Origin of the sequence: Arthrobacter sp. zg-Y1116, assembly GCF_024385485.1 — a bacterium.
In the GTDB taxonomy this organism is placed as follows: domain Bacteria; phylum Actinomycetota; class Actinomycetes; order Actinomycetales; family Micrococcaceae; genus Arthrobacter_B.
In genome coordinates this window covers 56,750-78,593 of record NZ_JANFLR010000005.1, presented here as the reverse complement: position 1 = coordinate 78,593, position 21,844 = coordinate 56,750, and the positions used below count along the sequence as shown (strand labels likewise).

Sequence of the window (21,844 nt, the reverse complement as noted above, 5' to 3'; positions counted from 1 at the left end):
TAGAAATAGCAAAAGTCCCGATAATTATATCTCTTTATAGTTTCTTCCGATAATTCGCGGAAAACAATTCCAACCGGCCGAATATCGCCATCACTCACCTACCGTTGACTCGCTCCCGCCCCGTCCCTAGGCTGTCGGGCAAGCCGGAGCGGCACCGCCATTTCCATTCCAGGACGCTCCCTCGGTGATCGAAAGGCTTTCGACATGCCGCTCTACGCCTATCGCTGCGTTGCCGGCGGTTCAGCCGGGTTAATCTGCGCCGATTTCGAGGTCCAGCTCGCCATGGGCTCCGCCCCTGCTTCCCTCCCCTGCCCCGCCTGCGGGGCTCCCGCCCGGCGTCGCTTTACTGTGCCCAACCTCTCTCGCGCTTCCTCCACCGCGTACCGCCTGATCGAGTCCACGCAGCGCTCGGCGTCGGAGCCCGCCGTCGTCCGCTCCCCCGGCCCCGGCACCCGCCCGGCCGGCAATATCACCACCAATCCGCTCCACCGAAAGCTGCCCCGCCCCGACTAAAACTCCGCGCAAGAGACCGCCCCGTTGAAGGAGAAGCCATGCCCAAGACCGTCTTTCCCCTTGATTCGTCCCGGAAGTTCGAGGACCAGGAAAAGCTGGGGCACAACCGGTGGCATCCCGAAATACCGCCCGTCGCGGTACTCAAGCCAGGTGAGGCCTTCCGGGTGGACTGCCGCGAGTGGTTCGACGGCGCCATCGTCAATGACGATTCCGCCGAGGACATCCTCAACGCCCCGCTGCTGACCGTGCATAAACTCAGCGGCCCGTTCGCGGTGGAAGGCGCCCGTCCCGGCGACCTGCTCGTGGTGGACATCCTCGACGTCGGCCCCATTCCGCAGGAAGACTCCGGCCCGCTGGCGGGACAGGGCTGGGGTTACACCGGGATTTTCGCCCGCGAGAACGGCGGCGGGTTCCTCACCGAGCAGTTCCCCGACGCCTACAAGGCCGTCTGGGATTTCACGGGCCAGACCGCCACCTCGCGGCACGTTCCCGGCGTCTCCTTTACCGGCCTGATCCATCCCGGACTGATGGGGACCGCGCCGTCGTCGGACCTGCTCGCCAAGTGGAACCGGCGGGAAGGCGACCTGATTGCCACCGACCCGCACCGGGTGCCGCCGCTCGCGCTGCCGCCGGAGGCCGAACACGCCGTACTCGGGGGCCTGCCCCGGGACCAGTGGGAGCGGGTGGGCGCGGAAGCTGCCCGCACGGCGCCGCCGCGGGAGAACGGTGGAAACCAGGACATCAAGAACCTGTCCAAGGGGAGCCGGATTTTCTATCCCGTGTTTGTGGACGGCGCGAACCTCTCGGTGGGTGACCTGCACTTCTCCCAGGGCGACGGCGAAATCACCTTCTGCGGCGCGATTGAAATGGGCGGGTTCATCGATCTGAAGGTGGACCTTATTAAGGGCGGCATGGAGACCTACGGCGTCTCCGAAAACGCGGTCTTTATGCCGGGCAACGTGGATCCTCAGTTCAGCGAGTGGATCGCGTTCTCCGGCACCTCGGTGACGCTCGACGGCGAGCAGCGCTACCTCGACTCGCACCTGTCCTACCAGCGGGCCTGCCTGCACGCGATCGACTACCTGACGAAGTTCGGTTACAGCCCGGAACAGGCCTACCTGCTGCTGGGCGCCGCACCGATCGAGGGCCGGCTGTCCGGAGTGGTGGACATCCCCAATTCGTGTTCCACCGTGTACATTCCGACGTCCATTTTCGACTTCGATGTCCGCCCGTCGGCGGCCGGACCGTTCCGGATTGATTCGGGAATCGGAGCGCCGCGGGCAAGCCGCACTTGAGCCGCGGGGCCGTGCGTTTACGGTGTACACAACCGGGCTAAAATACCCCTGTGAATACCAAAAACTTCCCGCACCTCATGGCCCCGGGGCGCATGGGCCCCATGGAAACGCAGAACCGCATCGTCCTGCCGGCGATGGACATGAACGTCTCCGAGCACGGCGAGATTGAACAGCCTGAAATCGACCACTACGTGGCCCGTGCCGCGGGAGGCGCCGGACTGATCATCACCGGTGCCTGCGCCATCGCGTTCCCGCACGGCGCGGCGTCCATGAAGGAGCCGGGACTGTCGGATGACAAGTACATTCCCGGTCTCAAGGCGCTGGCCGATGCCGTCCACGCCGCCGGCAGCAAGCTCTGCATCCAGTCCACGCACCACGGCAAGGTTGCCCGCGTGGACGTCGCCAATGACCGTCCGGTGCTCGCACCCAACCAACCGGACTACTCCTATGACATGTCCGCCCTGGCGGACAGCACCCGCGAAGAGCTCGGCAAGATGGGCGCCGCCACCGCCGGCAAGAAGACCGCCTACCGCGAGATGACCGCCGAGGACATTTCCTGGCTGGTCTCCACCTGGGCCGACGCCGCCGAACGCGTCGCCAAAGCCGACGCCGACGCCATCGAGATCCACGTGGCGCACGGCTACATCCTCGGCGTCTTCCTTAACCAGCGGGACAACCTGCGCACGGATGAATACGGCGGCGTCCTGGAAAACCGGGCCCGGCTGGCCTGCGAGGTCATCAGTGCGGTCAAGGAACGGGTGGGCGATCGCCTGGCCGTCCTGGTCCGTGTGGCCGGTGAAGAATACGGGCAGGAGGGCGGCCTGACCCTCGACGAGGCGATCGAGGCCTCCAAGCTGTTCGAAAAGGCCGGCGCTGACGCCATCCACGTCACCGGCTGGGGGCGCAACCCGTTCGACAACTTCACCGACGGCCCGCTGCCCAACAAGGTGGGTGCCTACCTGAAGAACGCCGCGGAGATCAAGAACCACGTCAGTGTTCCGGTGATCGCCGTCGGCCGGATGCTGCCGGAGGTGTCCGAGAAGGCGCTGGCCGCCGGACAGATCGACTTCGCCGCCATGGGACGCCAGCTGCTGGCCGACCCAGAACTGCCGAACAAGCTGCGCGACGGCAAGTTCGACCAGGTCCGCCCCTGCATCAACTGCTACCTCTGCGTCGCGGAGAACTTCTTCGACGACACCCCGTTCTGCGCGGTCAACCCGGCACTGGGCAACGAGGCGCTGCTGCCGCTGAAGCCTGCGTCCGCGACCAAGCACGTAGTGGTTGTCGGCGCCGGTCCCGCGGGCCTGGAAAGCGCCCGCGTCCTGACCGAGCGCGGCCACCGGGTCACCGTGGTGGACAAGTCGGACCGTCTCGGCGGGACCATGTGGTTCTCCACCATGACCACCCCGGACAACGAACGGCTGCTGAAGTGGTTTCGGTCCGAGATTCGGCGCCTGAACATTGCGGTGAAGCTGAACACCAAGGCCACGGTGGAATCCATCCGGGCCCTGCACCCCGACCACGTGATCGTGGCCACCGGCGCCGTCCGGCCCAAGCCGGACTTCCCCGGCGGCGACCTGCCGATCGTGCAGACCGGCGACACGCTGCGGGCCATGATGCTCGGCACCGCCACCGCTGAGGAAGCCGGCGCCGTGTTGAGCACCCTGGGCAAGCTCGGCCGCCTCTCCGGTGTGACCAAGAGCCCGGAGTTTGTCCGCCAGTTCACCAAGGTCTGGCTGCCGATGGGCAAGGACGTCGTGGTGATCGGCGGTTCCCTCGTGGGCCTGGAGCTGTCCGAGTTCCTTGCCGAGCGCGGCCGCCGCGTCACGCTGCTGCATGAAAAGCAGCAGCTCGGCCTGCCGCTGGCCATGCCGCGCCGCTGGACCGCCGTGAAGGAATCCGAAAAGCACGGCGTGAAGATCCACCGCAACGCCTCGATCACCCGCATCACCGAGAAGAGTGTCGAGTGGACCGTGGGCGGGGAAAGCTTCTCCGCCCCTGCGGACATGGTGGTCTACGCGGACGGCACGACGTCGGCCTCACCGCTGGCGGATGAGCTGCGGGCCGCGGACATCAGCTGCGACGTCGTCGGCGACGCCGGGGAGGTCAACTACATCCACGGCGCCATCCACTCATCCTGGAAGGTGAGCACCGAACTCTAGGCCGGCATTGCCTTCTCCTTCGGAGGCGCGAGAAGCCGGCAGGCCGCTGTGATGGCGGCCTGCCGGCGTCGTTCGCGGGCGGCGTCGGAATCCTCGGCCCTGCCGGTGTAGAGCAGTTCCGGGGACTGCGCCCATGCGGTGGCCAGCGAAAAAAGCAGGGTCATCAGGTCATCCGGATTCCAGGCAGGATCTATGATCCCCTGCGCCTGGGCGGCGGAAATATCGGCGGATGTCGGCCCCGGGCGGCTGCTGGGGGCCAGCACTTCCGGCGCCCCCTCGAGCCGGGCCCAGTCCAGCATGCGCAGATGCTCGGGGTGCTCCACCGAGTGGTCGTAAAGGGCGCCGACGAACCCGGGAAGATCCAGCGCATCCCGCGGAACCTGGTCCGTGGTCTCCTGCAGGTTCGTCGCCAGCACTGCGGCGAACAACGCATTCTTCCCGCCGAAATACGCATAAAGGCGTTCCTTGCTGGCGCGTGCCTCTTCCGCAATACGGTCAACACGGGCACCGGCCAGCCCATACTGTGCAAACTCTTTTCGTGCTGCAGCCAGGATCCTGGCCCGCGTGGCTTCGCCGTCGGTTCTCATACCTGTAGTCTAGCTAAGCCAACCAACCAGTTCGTTTGATTAGGATTTCCCCTTCATGGACCGCACCACCCCTTCCGGCCTGCCCCGGGCCGCCGCCGTCGACCACTCGGCACATCCGCACCGCTGGCTGCTGCTGGCCGTCCTGGCGCTGGCCCAGCTGATGGTGGTCCTGGACGGCACCATCGTGAACATCGCACTGCCGGACGCGCAGCGCGAACTGGGCATGTCCGACGGCGACCGCACCTGGGTGGTCACGATCTACGCACTGGCCTTCGGCTCGCTGCTGCTGCTCGGCGGACGCATCGCCGATTACTGGGGCCGCAAGCGCACGTTCATGGTGGGAATGGCCGGCTTTGCCGTGGCCTCCGCCATCGGCGGTTTTGCGGAAAGCACCGAAATGCTCCTGGCTGCCCGCGGCCTGCAGGGCGCCTTCGCCGCACTGCTGGCACCGGCGTCGCTCGCCATCCTGACCATCACCTTCCCCTCGGGCAAGGACCGCATCAAGGCCTTCGCCGTGTACGGTGCCATCGGCGGCGGCGGCGCGGCCATCGGCCTGCTGCTTGGCGGCGTCCTGACGCAGTACGCCAGCTGGAACTGGTGCCTGCTGGTCAACGTGCCGATTGCGATTGTCGCCATGGCCGCCGCCCTGCCGCTGATCCGGGAGAGCAAGGCCCACGGCAACACCCGCTACGACCTGCCGGGCGCCGTTCTCGTGGTGGCCGGACTGGCTTCGCTCGTGTACGGATTCTCCCAGGCCGAAAACGGCTGGGCACGTGTTGAAACCATTGCCTTCCTTGCCGCCGGCGTGCTGATCCTGGCGCTGTTCGTGTTCGTGGAAAGCCGCGTTTCCAACCCGCTGCTGCCCCTGCGCGTGCTGACCAACCGGGTCCGCGGCGGCGCGTTCCTGACCTCCACGCTGACCGGCGCTGCCCTGCTGGGCGGCATCCTGTTCCTGATCTTCTACTTCCAGATTGTCCTGGGCTACTCGCCGCTGAAGTCCGGCCTTGCGTCGCTGCCCATGACCATCGCCATCACCGTCGGCGCCGGCGTCCTGTCCAAGTTCCTGCCGCGCACCGGCGTCCGCCTGCCCATGACCGTGGGGCCGATCGTCGGCGCTGCCGGCCTGATCTGGCTCTCCTTCATCACGGTCGAGGGGAACTACGCCCTGGAGGTCCTCCCCGGACTGGCACTGCTGGGCTTCGGCCTCGCGATGATCTTCGTGCCGCTGCAGAACGTAGCCCTGGCCGGCATTGACGAGCACGACGCCGGCGTGGCCAGCGCCGCTGTATCGGCCACCCAGCAGATCGGCGGGTCCATCGGCACCGCACTGTTCACGGCCGTCTACACGGCCGGCATCACTTCCTACCTGAGCAGCAACGGCGGCCAGCCTGCCGCAGAACTCGAGGCGCTGGTGAACGGTTACTCCACCGCGTTCGTCTGGGCCGGCGTCGCGCTGTTCCTCGCTGCCCCGATCGGCTACTTCATGATCCGTCCGTCCAAGGAGGACCTGCTGAAGGTCCCCGAGGTAGCCCCCGTCGGCTAAGGCGGTCCCACCTCTGATGACCGGAACCGGTCCCGCGAAAGCGGGACCGGTTTCTTTTTCATGCGCCCGAAGCACGTGCCGGGCAGGAAACCTCCGGAATTATTCGGCACCCCACCCAGTTAGCTTCCCCATGACTACTATCGCGATCATTGGTGCAGGACGCGGCCTGGGTGCCGCCGTGGCACGACGTTTCGGCGCAGAGGGATTCTCCGTTGCGCTGATCTCCCGAAGCCAGGCCAAGGTGGACGCCCTTGCCGAAGACCTCGGCAAGGCCGGAATTCCGGCCCGGGGCTTCGCCGCCGACGTCCGCAATCCGGAATCGATCGCCGCTGCCCTCGAGGCTGCGGCCGAAACCCTCGGCCCGGTCGAGGTGCTGCAGTACAGCCCCCTTCCGCAGAAAGACTTCATGCGGCCCGTCCTTGAGACGACCGTAGCGGACCTCCGGGGTCCTGTTGAGTTCTCCATCTACGGCCCGGTGGCCGCAGTCCACCAGGTGCTGCCCGGAATGCGGTTCCTTGGTGAAAACCGAGGCACCATCCTCTTCGTCAACGGCGGATCAGCAGTGAAGCCCGGACGCGGTGTCACCGGAACCTCGGTGGCGTTCGCCGGGCAAGCCGCTTACGCACAGCTCCTCAACGAGGTCCTCGCTGAGGAGGGCATCCACGTATCGCAGCTCATCATCGGCGGCCGCATCATCGAGGGTGATCCGGAAAAGGATCCCGACGTTCTCGCCGGTGTCCTCTGGGACCTCCACACCCGTCGGGACACGTTCCGCCGCCAGATCAGCGCGGACTAATCAGCGTGGGTGATCAATCGAGTGAGCCGCCCCGTCGGCGAACTTGAACACGGCACTTCAGAAAGAGGCCCGGGCAACCGGGCCTCTTTCTCTGTCCGGAGCAGCGTTTTCGGTGTATTCAGTGTTCCCTGTACCGCGCAGGTGCGACAGTCTCGCGGAAACTCGAACCCTCACATCGCAGAACGGACCGGCTGCCATGAAATACGCGATCCTCGTTTATTCGAACCCTCAGCCATGGGGCCACCCAACGGGGAACTACTTGCCTGCGTTCCAATCCTTACCGAAGTCCGAGCGGCAGCGGATGGACACCGAATTCGATTCGTTCCTCACCGAGCTGCAGGAGAGCGGGGAGCTTCTCGGCGGTGAGGCACTGGGGGATCCGGCTGGCGCGCAACTGGTCCGCTGGGAAGAGGGGCCGGTCATCAGCAGCGGACCGTATGCTGCACCCGGGGAACATCTCGCCGGGATGTTCTTCATCCAGGCCGGTACCCCGCAGCGTGCGGAGGAAATCCTGGCCCGGTTCGCCTCCCCCGGCGAAACCGTCGAACTGCGCCCGATCGCGAATATGTGATTATTCCTTTATGGAGAACTTCGAGCGCCCAGTTGCCTTTCGCGCGACGGCATTCATCCGCCCGTCGAAGTGGCTGCACCGGCCGGTGCGCGCAATCCGCTACGACGCCTATTGGCGGGACGGACGCCTGGAGTTCGGTGTAGACCTGTTCAAGTTGCTCCGCGGCATGCACACCACGGACTCCTCGACCCTACAGACGAACCTGCGCGCCACCTGCCCGGAAGTCGGCCGCGGCAGGTGGGTGCACGAGTCCGGCAGCGTCATGACGGGACCCGTTCCACCGGAGCCAATGCAGGGCACGGAGCGTTAGCAGCCCCTACAGCCCGGTCCGCCGTAGATCTCGACAATTCGTCAACTCCTATTGACACGGACACTCCGTCAATCTAGGTTGACGCTTATGGAAGACCATTCCCCCTTGGCCGCCGCGGCGGCGAGTCCCGATCCGGCTACCGGGCTGCGCGCCGTCGTCGCCCTCGGTAGGCTGCGCGACCAGCTCGAGGCCGTGCAGGTTGCCAATGCCCGGGCGCAGGGCTGGTCCTGGCAGGCCATCGCCGACCAGCTCGGCATCAGTAAGCAGGCAGTGCACCAGAAGTACAACCGGAAAGCGAAGTAGCGCCATGTTTGAACGGTTCACTCAGCAAGCCCGCCAAAGTGTCGTCTCCACCCAGGAAGAAGCCCGCACCTTGGAGGCGACCCAGATCCTCCCGGTGCACGTGCTGATCGGCGCGGTGTCCACCGTGGAAACATCCACCCCTCGGCTGGCGTCCGTGCTGGCCGAGTGCGGCCTCACGTCAGCGCAGCTGCGTGCGGACCTACGCGGCATGGGCCCGGACTCCGGGTACGACGACGCCGCCGCCTTGGAATCCGTCGGTATCGACCTGGACGAGGTGCGCCGCGCCGTCGATGCACAATTCGGGGAAGGCACCCTGGACGCCGCCGCCGGTCCCGCCCCGCGGCGTCGTCGCCTGTTCGACTCCCTCAAAGGCGGGCACCTGCCCTTCAGCAGCGGCGCGAAAGCCGTACTGACGAACAGCCTGCGCGAATCAACGGCCCGGAAGGACGGCTACATCGGGACGGAACATCTACTGCTGGGAGTCCTCCGCGGCGCCGATCCCGCAGCTCTGTCCCTGATCAGCCGACACGTGGGGCCGGAAGACCTGAGGGTTCGGATTCTCGGCACCATGGACGCCGCGGCCTAGGTCCCGGCGCCCGCGCCGAGCCCGGTTCACCAGTCCGCCAGCTTCGTGTCCGGAGCCAGCGGCCCCCGGCCCGCCAGCCAGGCCATGAAGCTGCGCTGCTGGTTCGGGGGCCCGAGCCGTTCCGGAACCGTGGCGAGCAGGACAGGAAGGTCCCACGCGACGTACTCCTCGGGCCAGTCCGCGGGTGTATAGCCGAGCCCCAGGTCCACGTGGTGCATCTCGACTTCGCGGAGCCGATGCGCCGGGCAGGCAGCCACGCCGTAGGAGTCATCGCCCAGGAGGTGGCCGTTGGGCCATCCTGCCGCCTCGGACAGGTTCAGGACCTCCTCGAGGTGCAGCATGCTGGAGCTGAGGTCAGCGATGATTTCTGCGGCGGCCCGGCCGGCACCCTCCTCGATCTCCCGGGTGCGCTGTTCGGATCCGCCGGGATATCTCGGAACATCGTGGCCTTCGAGGGCGCCGGACAGCCGGCGGGCGTGGGCATCGGCGTTCCGCGCCAGATGGGTCAGGACGTGACCCACGGTCCAGCCAGGCAAGCGGCTTGGCGCCAGGACGTCCGTGTCGGTTAGGCCTGCGACACGACGCATCAGACGCGCCTGGGCCGCAAAGCATAGTTGCGCCGCCCGCTGAGGATCCTCTTCCAGATTCACAATGCCCCGCCTTCCCGCCGGCTCCCGTTTGGACGTTATTGTCCATCGCCGGGGTCGGAACGGGTCTCAGGCGCGGCCCAGCACCGCCACCAGGAAGTCCGACTCGGGCGTAAACGGCCGCAGGTCCCACGTGGAGAACCGCTGCTGGACCTCAAGGCCGGCCGCGGCGGCGTCGTCAAAGAACGTCTCGAAGGCATACCCGCGGTTTCCGCCGAACCCGATAACCACCCGGCCGTCGGCTGCAAGGTGCCCGCGCATCCGGGTCAGGACGTCGACGGCGGTTCCCGGTGCCAGGAAGGTCATCACGTTGCCGGCGCAGACAATCAGGTCGAACGGTTCGGAAACGCCTTCGGCGGGCAGGTCCAGTTCCGAGAGGTCCCCGACGAACCACTGCAGGTCCGGGAAGTCCTGCCGGGCGGCGTCGATAAGTTCCGGATCGACGTCGACGCCGACGACGGCGTGGCCGCGCCGCGCCAGTTCCCCGCCCACCCGGCCGGGACCGCAGCCGGCGTCGAGGATCCGGGCTCCCCGCGGCAGCATCGCGTCAATCAGCCGGGCTTCGCCGTCGAGGTCCTGGCCCTGCTCCCGCATGGCCTCGAACCGGGAGATATACCAGGCGGAATGCCCGGGATTCTGCCGCTTTTTCGCTTCCCAGAGGGTTTCGTTTCGCATCTTCCAAGCCTACGTCGCGAAACCGGCGGCCGGTCAGCCAACAGGGCTGCCGGCCGCCGGGCGGAGACGCCTCGGCTAGGCCTGAACGGCCTTCTTGCCCTTGCGGTACTGCCCCATCGACTTGAAGTAGTGATTCGACGGGGTCAGGAACAGCAGCACCATTGCGGCCAGCGTCAGGAGGACGGATATCAGCGTCACCCAGGCTGTTTCGTAGACCGGGATGACGCTTGCGAAGAACTGCACGCGCGAATTCAAGGCCGTAAGCACCGCAACAACAATGAGGACGATCCGGGGCCAGCCGAGGCCCATCCGGGACAGCAGGGCAATCGCTGCGAGGATGACGGCGGTGATGACTCCTGCCCAGACATAGTCGGAGATTTCGTTGCGGATCCAGATGGGGACGTTGTCCGGGCCCAGGAAGCTCTCAATTTCGGACTTATGGTCATCCTTATTCACGGCCATGATTCCCACCGGAATCCGGATCAGCACCAGGGCCGCTGCCGCCAGCAGCAGCCAGAAGGCCATCTCCACCGTCTTCGGACGTGCAGGTGCGTTTCCGGGTGCTACCGGCTGGGCTCCTGCGTAAGGATTCTGGTTGGCGTCCTGCGCTATTTTCTCGGTCATGCTTCCCCCATAAAACTGGCTGATTCCGCGGCAGATTTGCCGGGCCGGTAGGTAGCCTATCCGACCCCCGGAGCGCTGTGCGCCCGGCGCTTAGCGGTGCAACGCCACCACCCCGCAATAAAAAACACCTGCACCCGGGGTTCCATCCCGCCATTGTGGGGCAGGATGGGTGTACCCAGCCGGGGCCGCATGAGCCCCGGACCGCACAGAGGGAAGGCATTATCCAATGGCAGATCTAGGCGGCATGGCAGACAAGGCGAAGGACGCAGCCAAGGACAACCCGGAGAAGGTTGACCAGGCTAAAGACAAGGCGAAGGACGCCGTCGACGGAAACAAGGACGACAAGAAGTAGCAACGTCGTCCAACAGAGCCGGACCGTCCCCGCGGGGGCGGTCCGGCTCTTCACGGGCGTCACGGGAAATGGGGGAAGAATGTCGCTGAGCACGTCGCGGGTGAGCATTGTTGCGGATCTGCGCTCGTATGGTGAGGAGGCCGCTGCACAGTGGGCGTGGGAAGCGCCCCGGGAGGTGCTGGAGGAGGTTCTGACCGTCGCAAGCTGGGTGCTTTATAACGGTCCTGGCCTAGCCGACGGTTCCAGCATGCTGATCAGCAAGGCGGTCGCCCTGGCGGGGGTCTACGTTCACGAATCCCGTCCCCGGGACCTGCACCGCAAGCGGAGGGACTTGAGGGCCCACTCTGCCACCGTCGCCAATGACACCCCTTACGCACGGGAGCGCTTCCTCGGCAGCGATGACTACGATGCCGTCGGTCCGGATGCACGCAGTTATTGGGGCCAACAGCAGCTGCCGCAGGCGAGCACCTGACCCGGTTATTGTCCGCACCGGGGAATAGAACGCAGCCCGGGTTTCTTGTACCGCCCATGAAAGCAATCGTGTACTCCGCCACCGGCCCCTCGTCCGTCCTCTCCCTCGTTGACCGCGACGCCGCCGCCCCGGGCCCCGGCGAAGTGCGGGTTCGGGTTACCGTTTCGGGCGTGAATCCCACCGACTGGAAGGCCCGCGCCGGCAGCAGCCTGGCGTTCCCCGAGGTGGTGCCGAACCAGGACGGCGCCGGGATTATCGACGCCGTCGGCGAGGGCGTGACCGACCTTCAGGTGGGCGACCGGGTGTGGATCTACCTCGCAGCCCACGGCCGTCCGACCGGGACCGCCCAGGAATTCACCGTCCTCCCCGCCGACCGAGCGGTGCGGCTTCCGGACGGCATCGGCTTCGACGTCGCCGGCAGCCTCGGTGTCCCCGCGATGACCGCACACCGAGCCCTCACCGTCCACGAACACGGCCCGTCCCGGCTCGCCCCCGGAGCCCTCGCAGGCCGCACCGTCCTGGTTCAGGGCGGCGCCGGAGCCGTAGGCCACGCCGCCATCCAGTTCGCCGCCTGGGCCGGCGCCACCGTGATCGCGACGGTCAGCAGCGACGCGAAGGCAGAGCTCGCCGCCGCTGCCGGAGCCCACCACATCGTCCGCTACCCGGACGACGCCGAAGCCGACCGGATCCGCGAACTCGCACCGGACGGCGTCGACCACATTGTCGAAGTGTCCCCCGCCCAGAACGCCGCCCTTGACGTGGACGTCATCGCCAACCACGGCAGCATCGCCTACTACGCGAACAACAACGGCGAGGAATTCACGGCGCCGATCGTTGCGAGCTTCGCGAAAAATGTCCGTTGGCAGGGCGTCCTTATATATACGGTGGGGACCCAGGCCCAGCACGCCGCGGCAGAGGACATTACCGCAGCACTGCAGGACGGCGCGCTGCCTGTCGGTGAGTCCGCGGGACTGCCCCTCACCTGGTTCCCCCTCGAGGAAACCGCCGCTGCGCACGACGCCGTCGAGAACGGAACCACCGGCAAGATCCTCATCCGCGTTGGTGACGAGAACGCCTAGACTCCGGATCTTTCGCGGAGGTGTACACCCCGTTCCTGAGGGATGAACCAAGGTTGAACAGGTAGCATGACGGTACTATTCTTCTTTGACCCCGAGATCGGGTTGGATGTCAAGGGTGCCCGGCGAAAACGCGGGCACCTGGAACGCGAGGTATCTTCATGTCTGGCCAGATTCTTGACGTGACCCGACGGGTCGGCGTCGTTATGGGACGTGTCTTGGTCTACGTCCTGATCTGGCTCGGGTTGGCGATGCTCATTGCGGCTGCGGGTATCCGGTTCTTCTGGGGGGAAATCTCCGTGGGCCAGATGCTCCTGAACCTCGTCTCGGTGGAGACCGACGGCGGCGGCGGGGGCATTGTCTGGCTCGGCATCCTGGGCGTCGGTGTCCTGCCCCTGCTCATCACCGGCGGGATCGCCCTGTGGCAGTACTTCCGCCGCCGCAAGCGCCGCGACGGGGAGGACGCGCCTAACCGCTCACCGTGGATTATGCGCACCGTCTCCACCCTCCTGGTGGTCGCAGTGGTCATTGGCGGCACCACGGCCTTCGCCAGCACGGTGGGCATGGCCGACTACATCAAGGCGGCGAACTCCAAATACAACATCGGCGACTACTACGTGGAGCCGACCGTCACCGGGGCGGAGCAGAAGCGCAACCTGGTGCTGGTTTATCTCGAGTCCGGGGAAGCCACCCTCGCGGATGACCAGCTGTTCGAAAAGGACGCCTTCGTTCCACTCAAGGACACCACGCAGCCTTCCAAGGGGTGGCAGAGCGTGGAGAATTTCCAGCAGTACGAGGGCGGCGGCTGGACCATGGCCGGCCTAGTCTCCACGCAGTGCGGCGTCCCCCTGAAGGGCGTGGGCTCCTCCGACCAGAGCAGCGACGCCAGCAAGCTAGACGACGACGGCGACACTTACCTGGGCGGGTCAACCTGTCTTGGGGACGTCCTGGAAGAGCAGGGGTACACCAACGTTTTCCTGGGCGGCGCCAACGCCTCCTTCGCCGCGAAGGACACGTTCCTGGGCACCCATGGCTACTCCGAAGTGAAGGACCTCTCCGACTGGCGCGACGCCGGCGAACCGGAAGAGAACTTCCGCAAGGACTGGGGCCTGAGCGATGAACGCCTCATGGCACATGCCAAGGAGGAGGTCGACAGGCTGCATGCCGAGGCGGAGGAAACCGGGAAGCCGTTCAACCTCTCCATGCTGACACTGGACACGCACGAACCGGTGCACGTCTACGACTACTGCAACGTGGATACCGAGAACAATGTGACCTCCGTGTTCTCCTGCTCCATGACCGAGGTGGCCGGATTCGTGGAATACATGGAACAGCAGGGGTACCTCGAGGACACCGCCGTGGTAATCATGGGCGACCACCTCAAGCACATGAGTGCCGGCGACGCTTTCCACGAGCAGCTGGACCATCACACCAACCGCACTATCTTCAACCGGGTCTGGGTTCCGGGCCAGGCAGCAGGCACCACGCTGCGCCCCGGTGCGGACCAGCTGAGCATGTACCCGACCATCCTCGAAGCCGCAGGCCTGACCCTCAAGGACCGTCAGGCCGGGCTGGGTGTATCCGCCTTCACCTCGGAGATTCCGGCCGAATCGGCGCAGGCCATGGAGCGGGATGCCTACGTCGAACTGCTGGAATCGCTTTCCCCGCAGTTCTACGCGGAGGCCTGGGCCGGGCGGTAGGCACCAACAGGCCCTGTTCGCTCCGCCTCCAAGCGCCCGGCTGCGGTGCATGTATGGTTCAGAGTCAGGAACCGCCTCGGTTCCGCTACAGGAGCGAACATGTCTGACAAGTCCCCGCGCCAAGCAGCATCGAAAAAGTCCGGCAAGTCCATCAAGGAAAAGCGTGCCGAGAAGAAGGCCGCCGCGGCTCCGCCCGCCCTCGACAAGGCCGCCGGCACCAAACCTGCACCGCCCAAAAAGAAGTGAACCGCCCCGTGGAGCGTCTCACCCTCGGCGTCCTGTCCAGCACACGCAAGCCCGATGAGCGGCGGCTGGCCATCCACCCGCTTCACCTGGAACGCATCGCCCCGGAGGTCCGGCGGCAGCTGCTCCTGGAAGAAGGCTACGGAGAGAAGTTCGGCGTTCCGGACATGGAGCTGAAGCCGCTCGTTGGTGCTGTGCTCCCGCGGGCGCAGATCCTGGCGGAGGCCGACGTCGTCCTCCTGCCCAAGCCGCAGCCCGAGGACCTCGCCGAGCTGCGGGACGGGCAGACCCTCTGGGGCTGGCCGCACTGCGTCCAGGACCGCGCCGTCACCCAGCTCGCCATCGACAAAAAGCTCACGCTGATCGCCTTCGAAGCGATGAACCATTGGGCTGCCGACGGCGGTTTCGGCCTGCACGTCTTCCACAAGAACAACGAGCTCGCCGGGTATTGCTCCGTCCTGCACGCCCTCAGCCTGACTGGTTCAACCGGCGACTACGGGCGCCGGCTCAGCGCCGTCGTCATCGGCTTCGGCGCAACGGCACGCGGCGCGGTCACTGCCCTGAATGCGCACGGCATCCATGACGTCCAGGTCCTGACCAACCGCGGCGTCGCGGCGGTCGGGTCGCCGATCCACTCCGCGCGGATTGTTCAGTTCGACCGTGACGACAACTCGCCGTTCCTCAGCGAGGTCATCACCGAAGACGGCCGGGTGCCGCTGGCCCCGTTCCTTGCCGAGAGCGACATCGTGGTCAACTGCACTTTGCAGGATCCCAACGCACCGCTGACCTACCTGCGCACCGATGACCTGGAGGCGTTCCGGCCGGGCAGCCTGATCGTGGACGTGTCCTGCGACGAAGGCATGGGCTTCGAGTGGGCGAAAACCACCACGTTCACCGACCCGATGTTCGAGGTGGGCGAGCACATCAACTACTACGCCGTCGATCACAGTCCGTCCTACCTTTGGAACTCCGCCAGCTGGGAAATCAGCGAGGCGCTCCTGCCCTTCCTGGAAACGGTCATTGCCGGTCCTGCGGCGTGGACGGAGAACGAAACCATCCGGCGGGCAATTGAAATCCGCGACGGTGTGATCCTCAACGAGGACGTGCTGCAGTTCCAGCAGCGGGAGCCCGCCTACCCGCATCCGGCGCTGGGTTCCTAGCCTGGGCCAGGGGTCAGGCGCCGCGGGAGTCGTAGGCGGCGCGCTCGGTGAACACGTCGTCCATGTGCTGTTCCGCCCAGGCCTTGATGCCGCGGGTTAGTCCGTGCAGGGAGCGCCCGAGATCGGTGAGCTCATAGCTGACGGTCACCGGCACCGTGGGGGTGACGGTGCGGGTGAGGAGACCGTCCCGCTCCAGTGAGCGAAGTGTCTGGGTGAGCATCTTCTGGCTTACGCCGGCCAGCACCCGGGACAGCTCGGAGAAACGCAGCGGGCGGGGATCGCCGTCGCAGTCCGGCCCGCTGCCGAGGGCGGCCAGGGCCAGCGTGACCCATTTATTGGAGATCCGGTCCAGCAGTTGCCGGCTGGGACAGGCATCCAGGAACGCGTTATACGCATCTTTCTCCTGCGCTCGTTTCTCTGCCGCTGTCATCGTGGCCATTGCTGCCCTGCCTTCCGGGTTACTTGGGCACTTTCAGGTGCCTACTTCCTGCGGGGAAGTTGCGTCTCCATAGTGGACTGCGGAAGTAAAGGATCACCACCCCTGAAAGGCAGAACATGAGCACATTTACCACATCGCTTCCCGGCGGCACCTGGACCTTGGGCGACCTCGAGGTGTCCCGCTTTGGATACGGGGCCATGCAGCTCGCCGGGCCGGGGGTGATGGGACCTCCGCCGGATTACGACGGCGCCCTCGCGGTCCTGCGCGAGGCCGTCACTCTCGGCATCACCCACGTCGACACCGCAGAGGCCTACGGGCCGCACATCACCAACTCGCTCATCCGCGAGGCGCTGCACCCCTACCCCCGGACCCTGCATGTGGTGACCAAGGTGGGGGCCGACCGCGACGACCAGGGCGGATGGACCCCGGCACGGAAGCCCGACCAACTGCGCCGTGCCGTCGAGGAGAACCTGGAGACACTCGGTCTGGATGTACTGGACCTGGTGAACCTCCGCATGGGTGACGCCCATGGAACCGTGCCCGGATCCCTTGCCGAAGCGCTGGAGACACTCGCGGAGCTCCAGCAGCAGGGGCTCATCCGGCACCTCGGCGTGAGCAACGTGCTGCCCGAGCAGGTAGCCGAAGCACGCAGCGTTGCCCCCATCGTCTCGGTGCAGAACATGTACAACCTTGCCTTCCGCCAGGACGACGGCCTGATCGATTCCCTCGCGCAGGACGGTATCGCCTACGTGCCGTTCTTCCCGCTGGGAGGTTTCAGTCCGCTCCAATCCGAGGAACTCTCCGCCATCGCCGCACGCCTGGGTTCAACCCCCATGTCCGTGGCCCTGGCGTGGCTGCTGCAGCGTTCCCCGAACATCCTGCTTATCCCCGGCACCTCCTCCGTAGCGCATCTGCGGGAAAACGTGACCGGCGCTGCGCTGATGCTGTCCACGGAGGATGTCGCGGAGCTGGACACCATCGGCGGGTAGCGCGGGTTCCTGCCGCGTATCTGGAACGATGGCCTCCATGAGTTCAACCGCGGCGCCCTCGAATGCCGATCAGGCAGACCGGGAGGCCCGCGTGGCCCCGAACAGCGGTTCGGCCGCGCGGGCCAGCGCTGTTATGGCAGCCGGCACCGTCGTGTCCCGGGTGCTCGGCCTGGTCCGGACGGCGCTCCTCGCCGCTGCTATCGGCGCCTCGGGTGGGGTGTCGGACCTGTTTTCCTACGCGAACGCCCTGCCGAACTTCATCTACCTGATGGTCGCCGGCGGGGTGTTCAACGCCGTTTTGGTGCCCCAGATTGTCCGGGCCAGCCGGCAGCCGGACCGGGGCGCAGATTACGTCAGCAGGATCCTGACCCTCGCCGTAGCGGCGCTGCTGGTCCTCACGGTGCTGGTGACGCTGGCGGCTCCGGTGATTATCGATGCGGCGACGCGTTTCACGGACGGCAACCTCGCCCTGGCCACGGCGTTCGCCTACTGGTGCCTGCCGCAGATCTTTTTCTACGGGTTGTACGCCGTGCTGGGCCAGATCCTGAACGCCAACGGCTCCTTCGGTCCGTACATGTGGGCTCCCGTGGTGAACAACCTGGTGTCCATCGGCGCACTGGTGGTGTTCCTGTCGCTGATGGGCGCCGAACAGGCAGAAGCGTATAAACCCGAAACGTGGACGCCGGAGCATACGTTCCTGCTGGCGGGAGGCATGACGCTCGGCGTCGCCCTTCAAGCGCTTCTCCTGTTTCTCCCGCTTCGACGCCTGAAACTGGGACTGAAGCCGAAGTTCGGCCTGCACGGCACGGGGCTTGGACGCACGGGCCGGCTGGCATCCGTCACGATCGTCACGATGCTGGTCGGCAACGGCCTGTACTTCGTCAACCTCTACGTTGCCACCATCGCCTCCGACGCCCGGCAAACACTCACCGACTCGGGCCGGCCGGACCGGATCGCGGGCCTGGCCAACCTGGACATCGGGGCCATGGTCTACCAACTGCCGCACGCCGTGATCGCCCTGTCCTTGGCCACGGTAATGTTCAACCAGCTTTCCGCTGCCTATGCCGGCGGGAACCTTCCGGAGGTACGCGCGGTGCTGTCCCGGGGGCTGCGCATCACCGGTGTCGCCACGGTGTTCGGCGCGGCGGCTCTGCTGGCATTCGCCGGGCCGCTCGGAATGCTCTTCAGCGAATCGCCCGAGGTGGCCACCCTCAACGGAATCATCATCGCCATCCTCGCCGTGGGAGCGCCGTTCCTGAGTGCCAACTTCCTTCTCGGCCGGGTCTTCTATGCCGGTGAGGATGTGAAGACGCCGCTGAAAATCCAGCTGATCCTGTCCGGAGTTGGAGTGGTTCTCGCCGTTATTGCGGGCGTACTTGATCCCCGGTTAATTGTGCCGACGCTCGCCGCCGCCTATTCCCTCGGCAACATGATCGCCGTCGTCGTCAGTCACCTCTTCCTCACGCGGGCGATTGGTCCTTACGGTGCCGGACAGGTCTTTGACGCGCACGTCCGGTTCACGGTTGCCGGCATTGTCGCTGCCCTCGCCGGGACAGCCGTGTCCTGCGCGTTCGGAGGGTACGACGCCGGCGGGTACCTTTGGCAGTCGAAGTTCCATGCCCTTGTGGTGCTCTCCGTGGGCGGGGTCGTGATGGGCGCTGTGTACCTGGGCATGCTGAAACTGCTTCGGGTGGCCGAGTTGGGCCAGCTTGCCGGGTCGCTGCAGGCGCTGCTCCGGCGGGGCCGCACCTGACCGTCGCTGCGCCCCGGTTATTTGGTGGGCCGGGGGCGGTGCGTCCCAGCGCCCGTTAGGGCACACTGGTCGCGTGAACGCGATCCCCTGGGTGCTGCACGTCGACCTCGACCAGTTCATCGCCGCCGTCGAAGTGCTCCGGCGCCCGGAACTTGCCGGCAAGCCGATCATCGTCGGCGGCCGGGGCGACCCGACCGAACGTGCCGTGGTGTCCACGGCTTCCTACGAGGCCCGGGCGTTCGGCGTCGGGTCCGGCATGCCGCTGCGGATCGCGGCCCGGAAGGTGCCCGACGCCGTGATCCTGCCGGTCGATGCCGAGGCCTACCTCGAGGCCTCGGACACGGTGATGGCCACGCTGCGCGCCCAGCCCGGCGCCGTCGTGCAGGTTTTGGGCTGGGATGAGGCCTTTGTGGGTGTGGAGACTGAGGACCCGGAAACCTACGCCCGCCAGCTCCAAGCCGACGTCCTGGACCGCACGCAGCTGCACTGCAGCGTGGGCATCGGCGACACCCTGATCCGCGCCAAGAACGCCACGGATTTCGGCAAGCCCGCCGGCGTCTTCCGCCTTACCACCGCGAACTGGCTCGACTTCATGGGCGAACGGCCCACCAAGGAGCTGTGGGGCGTCGGGAACAAGATCTCGGGCCGGCTGGCGAAGCTGGGAATCAATACTGTTGCCGAGCTCGCCGCGGCCGATCCGCAGGCGCTGGTTCCGGAGTTCGGGCCGAAGATGGGCCCCTGGTACAACGAGCTGGGACGCGGGGACGGCACCAGCGTTGTGGACGACACCCCATGGGTCGCCCGGGGACACAGCCGGGAGACCACCTTCCAGCAGGACCTCACCGAGCCGGCCCAGGTGGACGACGCCGTGCGGGAGCTGACCGCGCAGGTCCTGAAGGATGTGGCAGCGGAAGGGCGGCCGGTGATCGGGCTGACCCTCAAGGTCCGGTACGCGCCGTTCACCACCAAGACGCATGCACGGAAGATCCCGGAGACCTTCGACCGGGAGGACGTCCTCACCCGAGCCCTGGATCTCGCCGGCGCCATCGAACCCGGCCGCCCGATCCGGCTGTTGGGCCTGCGGGCCGAAATGGCAATGCCCGACGACGCCCGGAAGGGTCACACGCCTACGCGCGGCGGGTGGTGAAGGGCCTGCACCCGTTTTGACGCTCCCGTGTGACTACTGCCATAGTCTTCGGGTGAACTTGTCAGGGATCCGAACAATCGGACAGCATGAGTTAGCTCCTGCGAGCGCCCCTCAACGCACTCTGCGGCGGTTTAGAGGCTGAGCAGGCGCCTGACAGAACACATCGAAGAACCCCCGCCTTTCCCTGCCCTAGGGGCACACGCCCTGATCCGGCGCAGGGAACCCGTACCCCGGACCGGGCCGCCCGCCGGCGAGCAGCCCCCCGAACTCTTCAGCCCGCAGCACCCCGCGGGGCTGAGCAAGCAAAGGACCCCCATGACACAGCCATCACCGGTCACGCAGAGGCCGGCGATCCCGGACTCCGCGCGTGCGGCGAACGCCTCTGAACCCACCTTCCACCACGAGGAAGAGGGCTATCACAAGGGGCTCAAGCCCCGCCAGGTCCAGATGATCGCCATCGGCGGCGCCATCGGCACCGGGCTGTTTATGGGTGCCGGCGGCCGCCTGGCCACGGCAGGGCCGTCGCTGGTCATCAGCTACGCCGTCTGCGGTTTCTTTGCCTTCATGATTCTGCGGGCCCTCGGCGAGCTGGTTATGCACCGGCCCTCCTCCGGCTCGTTCGTCTCCTACGCCCGCGAGTTCTTCGGCGAGAAGGCCGCCTTCGTCACCGGCTGGCTGTACTGGCTCAACTGGGCGATGACCGCGATCGTGGACATCACCGCCGTCGCGCTCTATATGAACTTCTTCCGGAAGTACTGGCCGCCCATCGCGGATGTACCGCAGTGGACCTGGGCCCTGGCCGCCCTGATCCTGGTGCTGGGCCTGAACCTGGTCAACGTCAAGGTGTTCGGCGAACTCGAGTTCTGGTTCGCGCTGATCAAGGTGGTGGCCCTGGTTTCCTTCCTGATCGTGGGCATCTGCTTCGTCATCTTCGGCACCCCCGTGGACGGCCAGCAGGTCGGCTTCAGCCTGATCTCGGACAACGGCGGCATGTTCCCCAACGGCCTGCTGCCCGCCGTCGTCGTAATGCAGGGTGTGGTGTTCGCCTACGCCTCGATCGAGCTCATCGGCACGGCTGCGGGCGAGACCGAGCACCCGGAAAAGATCATGCCCAAGGCCATCAACACGGTGATCGTGCGCATTGCGGTGTTCTACGTCGGCACCCTGGTGCTGCTCTCGCTGCTGCTGCCCTACAGCTCCTACAAGGCCGGCGAAAGCCCGTTCGTCACGTTCTTCGGCTCCATCGGGGTGGACGGCGTGGACGCGATCATGAACCTGGTGGTCCTGACTGCCGCACTGTCTTCGCTCAATGCGGGCCTATATTCCACCGGCCGCATCATGCGCTCCATGTCCGTTGCCGGCTCCGCCCCGAAGTTCGCCGGGCGGATGAACAAGGCGGGCGTCCCCTACGGCGGTATCGCCCTGACCGCGTTCGTTGCCCTGCTCGGCGTCGTCCTCAACGCCGTTGTTCCCGCCCAGGCCTTCGAAATCGTCCTGAACGTCGCGTCCCTGGGCATCATCAGCACCTGGGCCATGATCGTCCTGTGCCAGATGGAGCTGACGAAGCGGGCGCGGCGCGGCCAACTGTCCCGCCCGTCCTTCCGGATGCCCGGCGCACCCGTGAGCGGCTGGATCACGCTCGCGTTCCTTCTCGCCGTGCTGATCCTGATGGCCTTCGACTCGCCCGTCGGCACCTGGACCATCGCCTCCCTGGCGGTCATCATCCCCGCGCTGATGCTCGGCTGGCGGCTCTGCCGCGACCGCGTCCTCGAACTGGCCGCGGTCCGCGACGGCGACGCCGGGTTGTAACGCCCGTAGTTCCGGCGGCCCCTCCATTTCCGGGTCCAATCAGGTAATCTCACTGCATCCTCAATCCATCGCCCGGCTCCGCGTTTCTCCGG

Annotated in this window: 24 protein-coding genes; 19 read left to right on the top strand and 5 right to left on the bottom strand. The window is 66.2% G+C overall.

The genetic code is table 11. The features are described 5' to 3' along the window. Nucleotides 1-204 precede the first annotated feature (204 nt). From NNX34_RS15140 to NNX34_RS15130, 3 genes are read left to right on the top strand one after another with little or no spacing between them, the layout of a single operon-like run. Entirely contained in the window at nt 205-513 is a 309-nt protein-coding gene (locus NNX34_RS15140) for a zinc ribbon domain-containing protein (protein ID WP_255767355.1), read from the top strand. 38 nt (nt 514-551) lie between these two features. Next, nucleotides 552-1,808: a formamidase gene (fmdA, locus tag NNX34_RS15135; protein WP_255767354.1), complete on the top strand. Its 1,257-nt coding sequence runs from the start codon at nt 552-554 to the stop codon at nt 1,806-1,808. 50 nt (nt 1,809-1,858) lie between these two features. Beyond that, the gene (locus NNX34_RS15130) at nt 1,859-3,970 is read left to right on the top strand and encodes an NAD(P)/FAD-dependent oxidoreductase (protein WP_255767353.1); all 2,112 of its coding nucleotides are present in this window, start codon (nt 1,859-1,861) and stop codon (nt 3,968-3,970) included. On the opposite strand, the gene NNX34_RS15125 is transcribed toward NNX34_RS15130, so the two are convergent. Next, entirely contained in the window at nt 3,967-4,557 is a 591-nt protein-coding gene (locus tag NNX34_RS15125) for a TetR/AcrR family transcriptional regulator (RefSeq protein WP_255767352.1), read from the bottom strand. The two genes, NNX34_RS15130 and NNX34_RS15125, sit on opposite strands and share 4 nt — an antisense overlap. Nucleotides 4,558-4,612: 55 nt before the next feature. Between NNX34_RS15125 and NNX34_RS15120 the strand changes: the two genes are divergently transcribed. The 6 genes from NNX34_RS15120 (at nt 4,613) to NNX34_RS15095 (ending at nt 8,666) form a co-directional block, all read left to right on the top strand. Next, nucleotides 4,613-6,100, top strand: coding sequence for an MFS transporter (locus NNX34_RS15120; protein ID WP_255767351.1), 1,488 nt, complete (start codon nt 4,613-4,615; stop codon nt 6,098-6,100). 130 nt (nt 6,101-6,230) lie between these two features. Continuing rightward, nucleotides 6,231-6,896, top strand: coding sequence for an SDR family NAD(P)-dependent oxidoreductase (locus NNX34_RS15115; protein ID WP_255767350.1), 666 nt, complete (start codon nt 6,231-6,233; stop codon nt 6,894-6,896). A gap of 301 nt (nt 6,897-7,197) precedes the next feature. Continuing rightward, on the top strand, nt 7,198-7,467 hold the full coding sequence (locus tag NNX34_RS15110) for a YciI family protein (protein WP_255767349.1): 270 nt from the start codon (nt 7,198-7,200) through the stop codon (nt 7,465-7,467). 10 nt (nt 7,468-7,477) lie between these two features. Next, a complete protein-coding gene (locus NNX34_RS15105) occupies nt 7,478-7,777 on the top strand; it encodes a hypothetical protein (protein ID WP_255767348.1) in 300 nt (99 codons plus the stop codon). An 87-nt stretch (nt 7,778-7,864) separates the two neighbouring features. Beyond that, complete coding sequence (locus tag NNX34_RS15100) at nt 7,865-8,080, top strand: helix-turn-helix domain-containing protein (RefSeq protein WP_146363983.1); 216 nt, start codon at nt 7,865-7,867, stop codon at nt 8,078-8,080. Between the two features lie 4 nt (nt 8,081-8,084). After that, the gene (locus NNX34_RS15095) at nt 8,085-8,666 is read left to right on the top strand and encodes a Clp protease N-terminal domain-containing protein (protein ID WP_255767347.1); all 582 of its coding nucleotides are present in this window, start codon (nt 8,085-8,087) and stop codon (nt 8,664-8,666) included. Between the two features lie 26 nt (nt 8,667-8,692). Here the strand turns inward: NNX34_RS15095 and NNX34_RS15090 are convergent, their stop codons facing one another. The 3 genes from NNX34_RS15090 to NNX34_RS15080 form a co-directional block, all read right to left on the bottom strand. After that, on the bottom strand, nt 8,693-9,316 hold the full coding sequence (locus NNX34_RS15090; protein ID WP_255767346.1) for a maleylpyruvate isomerase family mycothiol-dependent enzyme: 624 nt from the start codon (nt 9,314-9,316) through the stop codon (nt 8,693-8,695). A 66-nt stretch (nt 9,317-9,382) separates the two neighbouring features. Then, nucleotides 9,383-9,988 carry a bifunctional 2-polyprenyl-6-hydroxyphenol methylase/3-demethylubiquinol 3-O-methyltransferase UbiG gene (locus NNX34_RS15085; RefSeq protein WP_255767344.1) on the bottom strand — a complete coding sequence of 202 codons (606 nt, stop codon included), beginning with the start codon at nt 9,986-9,988 and terminating at the stop codon, nt 9,383-9,385. A 75-nt stretch (nt 9,989-10,063) separates the two neighbouring features. Then, on the bottom strand, nt 10,064-10,612 hold the full coding sequence (locus NNX34_RS15080; RefSeq protein WP_255767343.1) for a hypothetical protein: 549 nt from the start codon (nt 10,610-10,612) through the stop codon (nt 10,064-10,066). A gap of 226 nt (nt 10,613-10,838) precedes the next feature. Here NNX34_RS15080 and NNX34_RS15075 point away from each other — a divergent pair, with 226 nt between their 5' ends. The 6 genes from NNX34_RS15075 to NNX34_RS15050 all read left to right on the top strand — a co-directional run bounded on the left by NNX34_RS15075 (nt 10,839) and on the right by NNX34_RS15050 (nt 15,615). Further along, the gene (locus NNX34_RS15075; RefSeq protein WP_255767342.1) at nt 10,839-10,964 is read left to right on the top strand and encodes a hypothetical protein; all 126 of its coding nucleotides are present in this window, start codon (nt 10,839-10,841) and stop codon (nt 10,962-10,964) included. A 79-nt stretch (nt 10,965-11,043) separates the two neighbouring features. Then, nucleotides 11,044-11,436, top strand: coding sequence for a hypothetical protein (locus NNX34_RS15070; RefSeq protein ID WP_255767341.1), 393 nt, complete (start codon nt 11,044-11,046; stop codon nt 11,434-11,436). A gap of 56 nt (nt 11,437-11,492) precedes the next feature. Beyond that, nucleotides 11,493-12,515 carry an NADPH:quinone reductase gene (locus NNX34_RS15065; protein ID WP_255767340.1) on the top strand — a complete coding sequence of 341 codons (1,023 nt, stop codon included), beginning with the start codon at nt 11,493-11,495 and terminating at the stop codon, nt 12,513-12,515. A 158-nt stretch (nt 12,516-12,673) separates the two neighbouring features. Beyond that, on the top strand, nt 12,674-14,212 hold the full coding sequence (locus NNX34_RS15060; RefSeq protein WP_255767339.1) for a sulfatase-like hydrolase/transferase: 1,539 nt from the start codon (nt 12,674-12,676) through the stop codon (nt 14,210-14,212). A 99-nt stretch (nt 14,213-14,311) separates the two neighbouring features. Continuing rightward, entirely contained in the window at nt 14,312-14,458 is a 147-nt protein-coding gene (locus tag NNX34_RS15055) for a hypothetical protein (protein WP_255767337.1), read from the top strand. Between the two features lie 8 nt (nt 14,459-14,466). After that, nucleotides 14,467-15,615: a N(5)-(carboxyethyl)ornithine synthase gene (locus NNX34_RS15050; RefSeq protein WP_255767336.1), complete on the top strand. Its 1,149-nt coding sequence runs from the start codon at nt 14,467-14,469 to the stop codon at nt 15,613-15,615. A gap of 13 nt (nt 15,616-15,628) precedes the next feature. Here the strand turns inward: NNX34_RS15050 and NNX34_RS15045 are convergent, their stop codons facing one another. After that, nucleotides 15,629-16,054 (bottom strand): helix-turn-helix domain-containing protein, encoded by a 426-nt coding sequence (locus tag NNX34_RS15045; protein ID WP_255767335.1) that lies wholly within the window; start codon nt 16,052-16,054, stop codon nt 15,629-15,631. A gap of 116 nt (nt 16,055-16,170) precedes the next feature. Between NNX34_RS15045 and NNX34_RS15040 the strand changes: the two genes are divergently transcribed. From NNX34_RS15040 to NNX34_RS15025, 4 genes are all read left to right on the top strand, one after another. Continuing rightward, nucleotides 16,171-17,043, top strand: coding sequence for an aldo/keto reductase family oxidoreductase (locus NNX34_RS15040; protein WP_255767334.1), 873 nt, complete (start codon nt 16,171-16,173; stop codon nt 17,041-17,043). A 37-nt stretch (nt 17,044-17,080) separates the two neighbouring features. Next, on the top strand, nt 17,081-18,796 hold the full coding sequence (murJ, locus tag NNX34_RS15035; RefSeq protein WP_255767333.1) for a murein biosynthesis integral membrane protein MurJ: 1,716 nt from the start codon (nt 17,081-17,083) through the stop codon (nt 18,794-18,796). 91 nt (nt 18,797-18,887) lie between these two features. Then, a complete protein-coding gene (locus tag NNX34_RS15030; RefSeq protein ID WP_255767436.1) occupies nt 18,888-19,943 on the top strand; it encodes a DNA polymerase IV in 1,056 nt (351 codons plus the stop codon). A 315-nt stretch (nt 19,944-20,258) separates the two neighbouring features. Next, a complete protein-coding gene (locus tag NNX34_RS15025; protein WP_255767332.1) occupies nt 20,259-21,752 on the top strand; it encodes an amino acid permease in 1,494 nt (497 codons plus the stop codon). The last annotated feature ends 92 nt before the right edge of the window (nt 21,753-21,844 follow it).

Coding starts and splice junctions, on each gene's coding strand:
- NNX34_RS15080 (WP_255767343.1), bottom strand. CDS start 10,612: ATGACCGAGAAAATAGCGCAGGACGCCAACCAGAATCCTTACGCAGGA.
- NNX34_RS15045 (WP_255767335.1), bottom strand. CDS start 16,054: ATGGCCACGATGACAGCGGCAGAGAAACGAGCGCAGGAGAAAGATGCG.
- NNX34_RS15085 (WP_255767344.1), bottom strand. CDS start 9,988: ATGCGAAACGAAACCCTCTGGGAAGCGAAAAAGCGGCAGAATCCCGGG.
- NNX34_RS15125 (WP_255767352.1), bottom strand. CDS start 4,557: ATGAGAACCGACGGCGAAGCCACGCGGGCCAGGATCCTGGCTGCAGCA.
- NNX34_RS15140 (WP_255767355.1), top strand. CDS start 205: ATGCCGCTCTACGCCTATCGCTGCGTTGCCGGCGGTTCAGCCGGGTTA.
- murJ (WP_255767333.1), top strand. CDS start 17,081: ATGAGTTCAACCGCGGCGCCCTCGAATGCCGATCAGGCAGACCGGGAG.
- NNX34_RS15025 (WP_255767332.1), top strand. CDS start 20,259: ATGACACAGCCATCACCGGTCACGCAGAGGCCGGCGATCCCGGACTCC.
- NNX34_RS15110 (WP_255767349.1), top strand. CDS start 7,198: ATGGACACCGAATTCGATTCGTTCCTCACCGAGCTGCAGGAGAGCGGG.
- NNX34_RS15095 (WP_255767347.1), top strand. CDS start 8,085: ATGTTTGAACGGTTCACTCAGCAAGCCCGCCAAAGTGTCGTCTCCACC.
- NNX34_RS15100 (WP_146363983.1), top strand. CDS start 7,865: ATGGAAGACCATTCCCCCTTGGCCGCCGCGGCGGCGAGTCCCGATCCG.
- NNX34_RS15055 (WP_255767337.1), top strand. CDS start 14,312: ATGTCTGACAAGTCCCCGCGCCAAGCAGCATCGAAAAAGTCCGGCAAG.
- NNX34_RS15105 (WP_255767348.1), top strand. CDS start 7,478: ATGGAGAACTTCGAGCGCCCAGTTGCCTTTCGCGCGACGGCATTCATC.
- fmdA (WP_255767354.1), top strand. CDS start 552: ATGCCCAAGACCGTCTTTCCCCTTGATTCGTCCCGGAAGTTCGAGGAC.
- NNX34_RS15060 (WP_255767339.1), top strand. CDS start 12,674: ATGTCTGGCCAGATTCTTGACGTGACCCGACGGGTCGGCGTCGTTATG.
- NNX34_RS15120 (WP_255767351.1), top strand. CDS start 4,613: ATGGACCGCACCACCCCTTCCGGCCTGCCCCGGGCCGCCGCCGTCGAC.
- NNX34_RS15070 (WP_255767341.1), top strand. CDS start 11,044: ATGTCGCTGAGCACGTCGCGGGTGAGCATTGTTGCGGATCTGCGCTCG.
- NNX34_RS15040 (WP_255767334.1), top strand. CDS start 16,171: ATGAGCACATTTACCACATCGCTTCCCGGCGGCACCTGGACCTTGGGC.
- NNX34_RS15115 (WP_255767350.1), top strand. CDS start 6,231: ATGACTACTATCGCGATCATTGGTGCAGGACGCGGCCTGGGTGCCGCC.
- NNX34_RS15065 (WP_255767340.1), top strand. CDS start 11,493: ATGAAAGCAATCGTGTACTCCGCCACCGGCCCCTCGTCCGTCCTCTCC.
- NNX34_RS15075 (WP_255767342.1), top strand. CDS start 10,839: ATGGCAGATCTAGGCGGCATGGCAGACAAGGCGAAGGACGCAGCCAAG.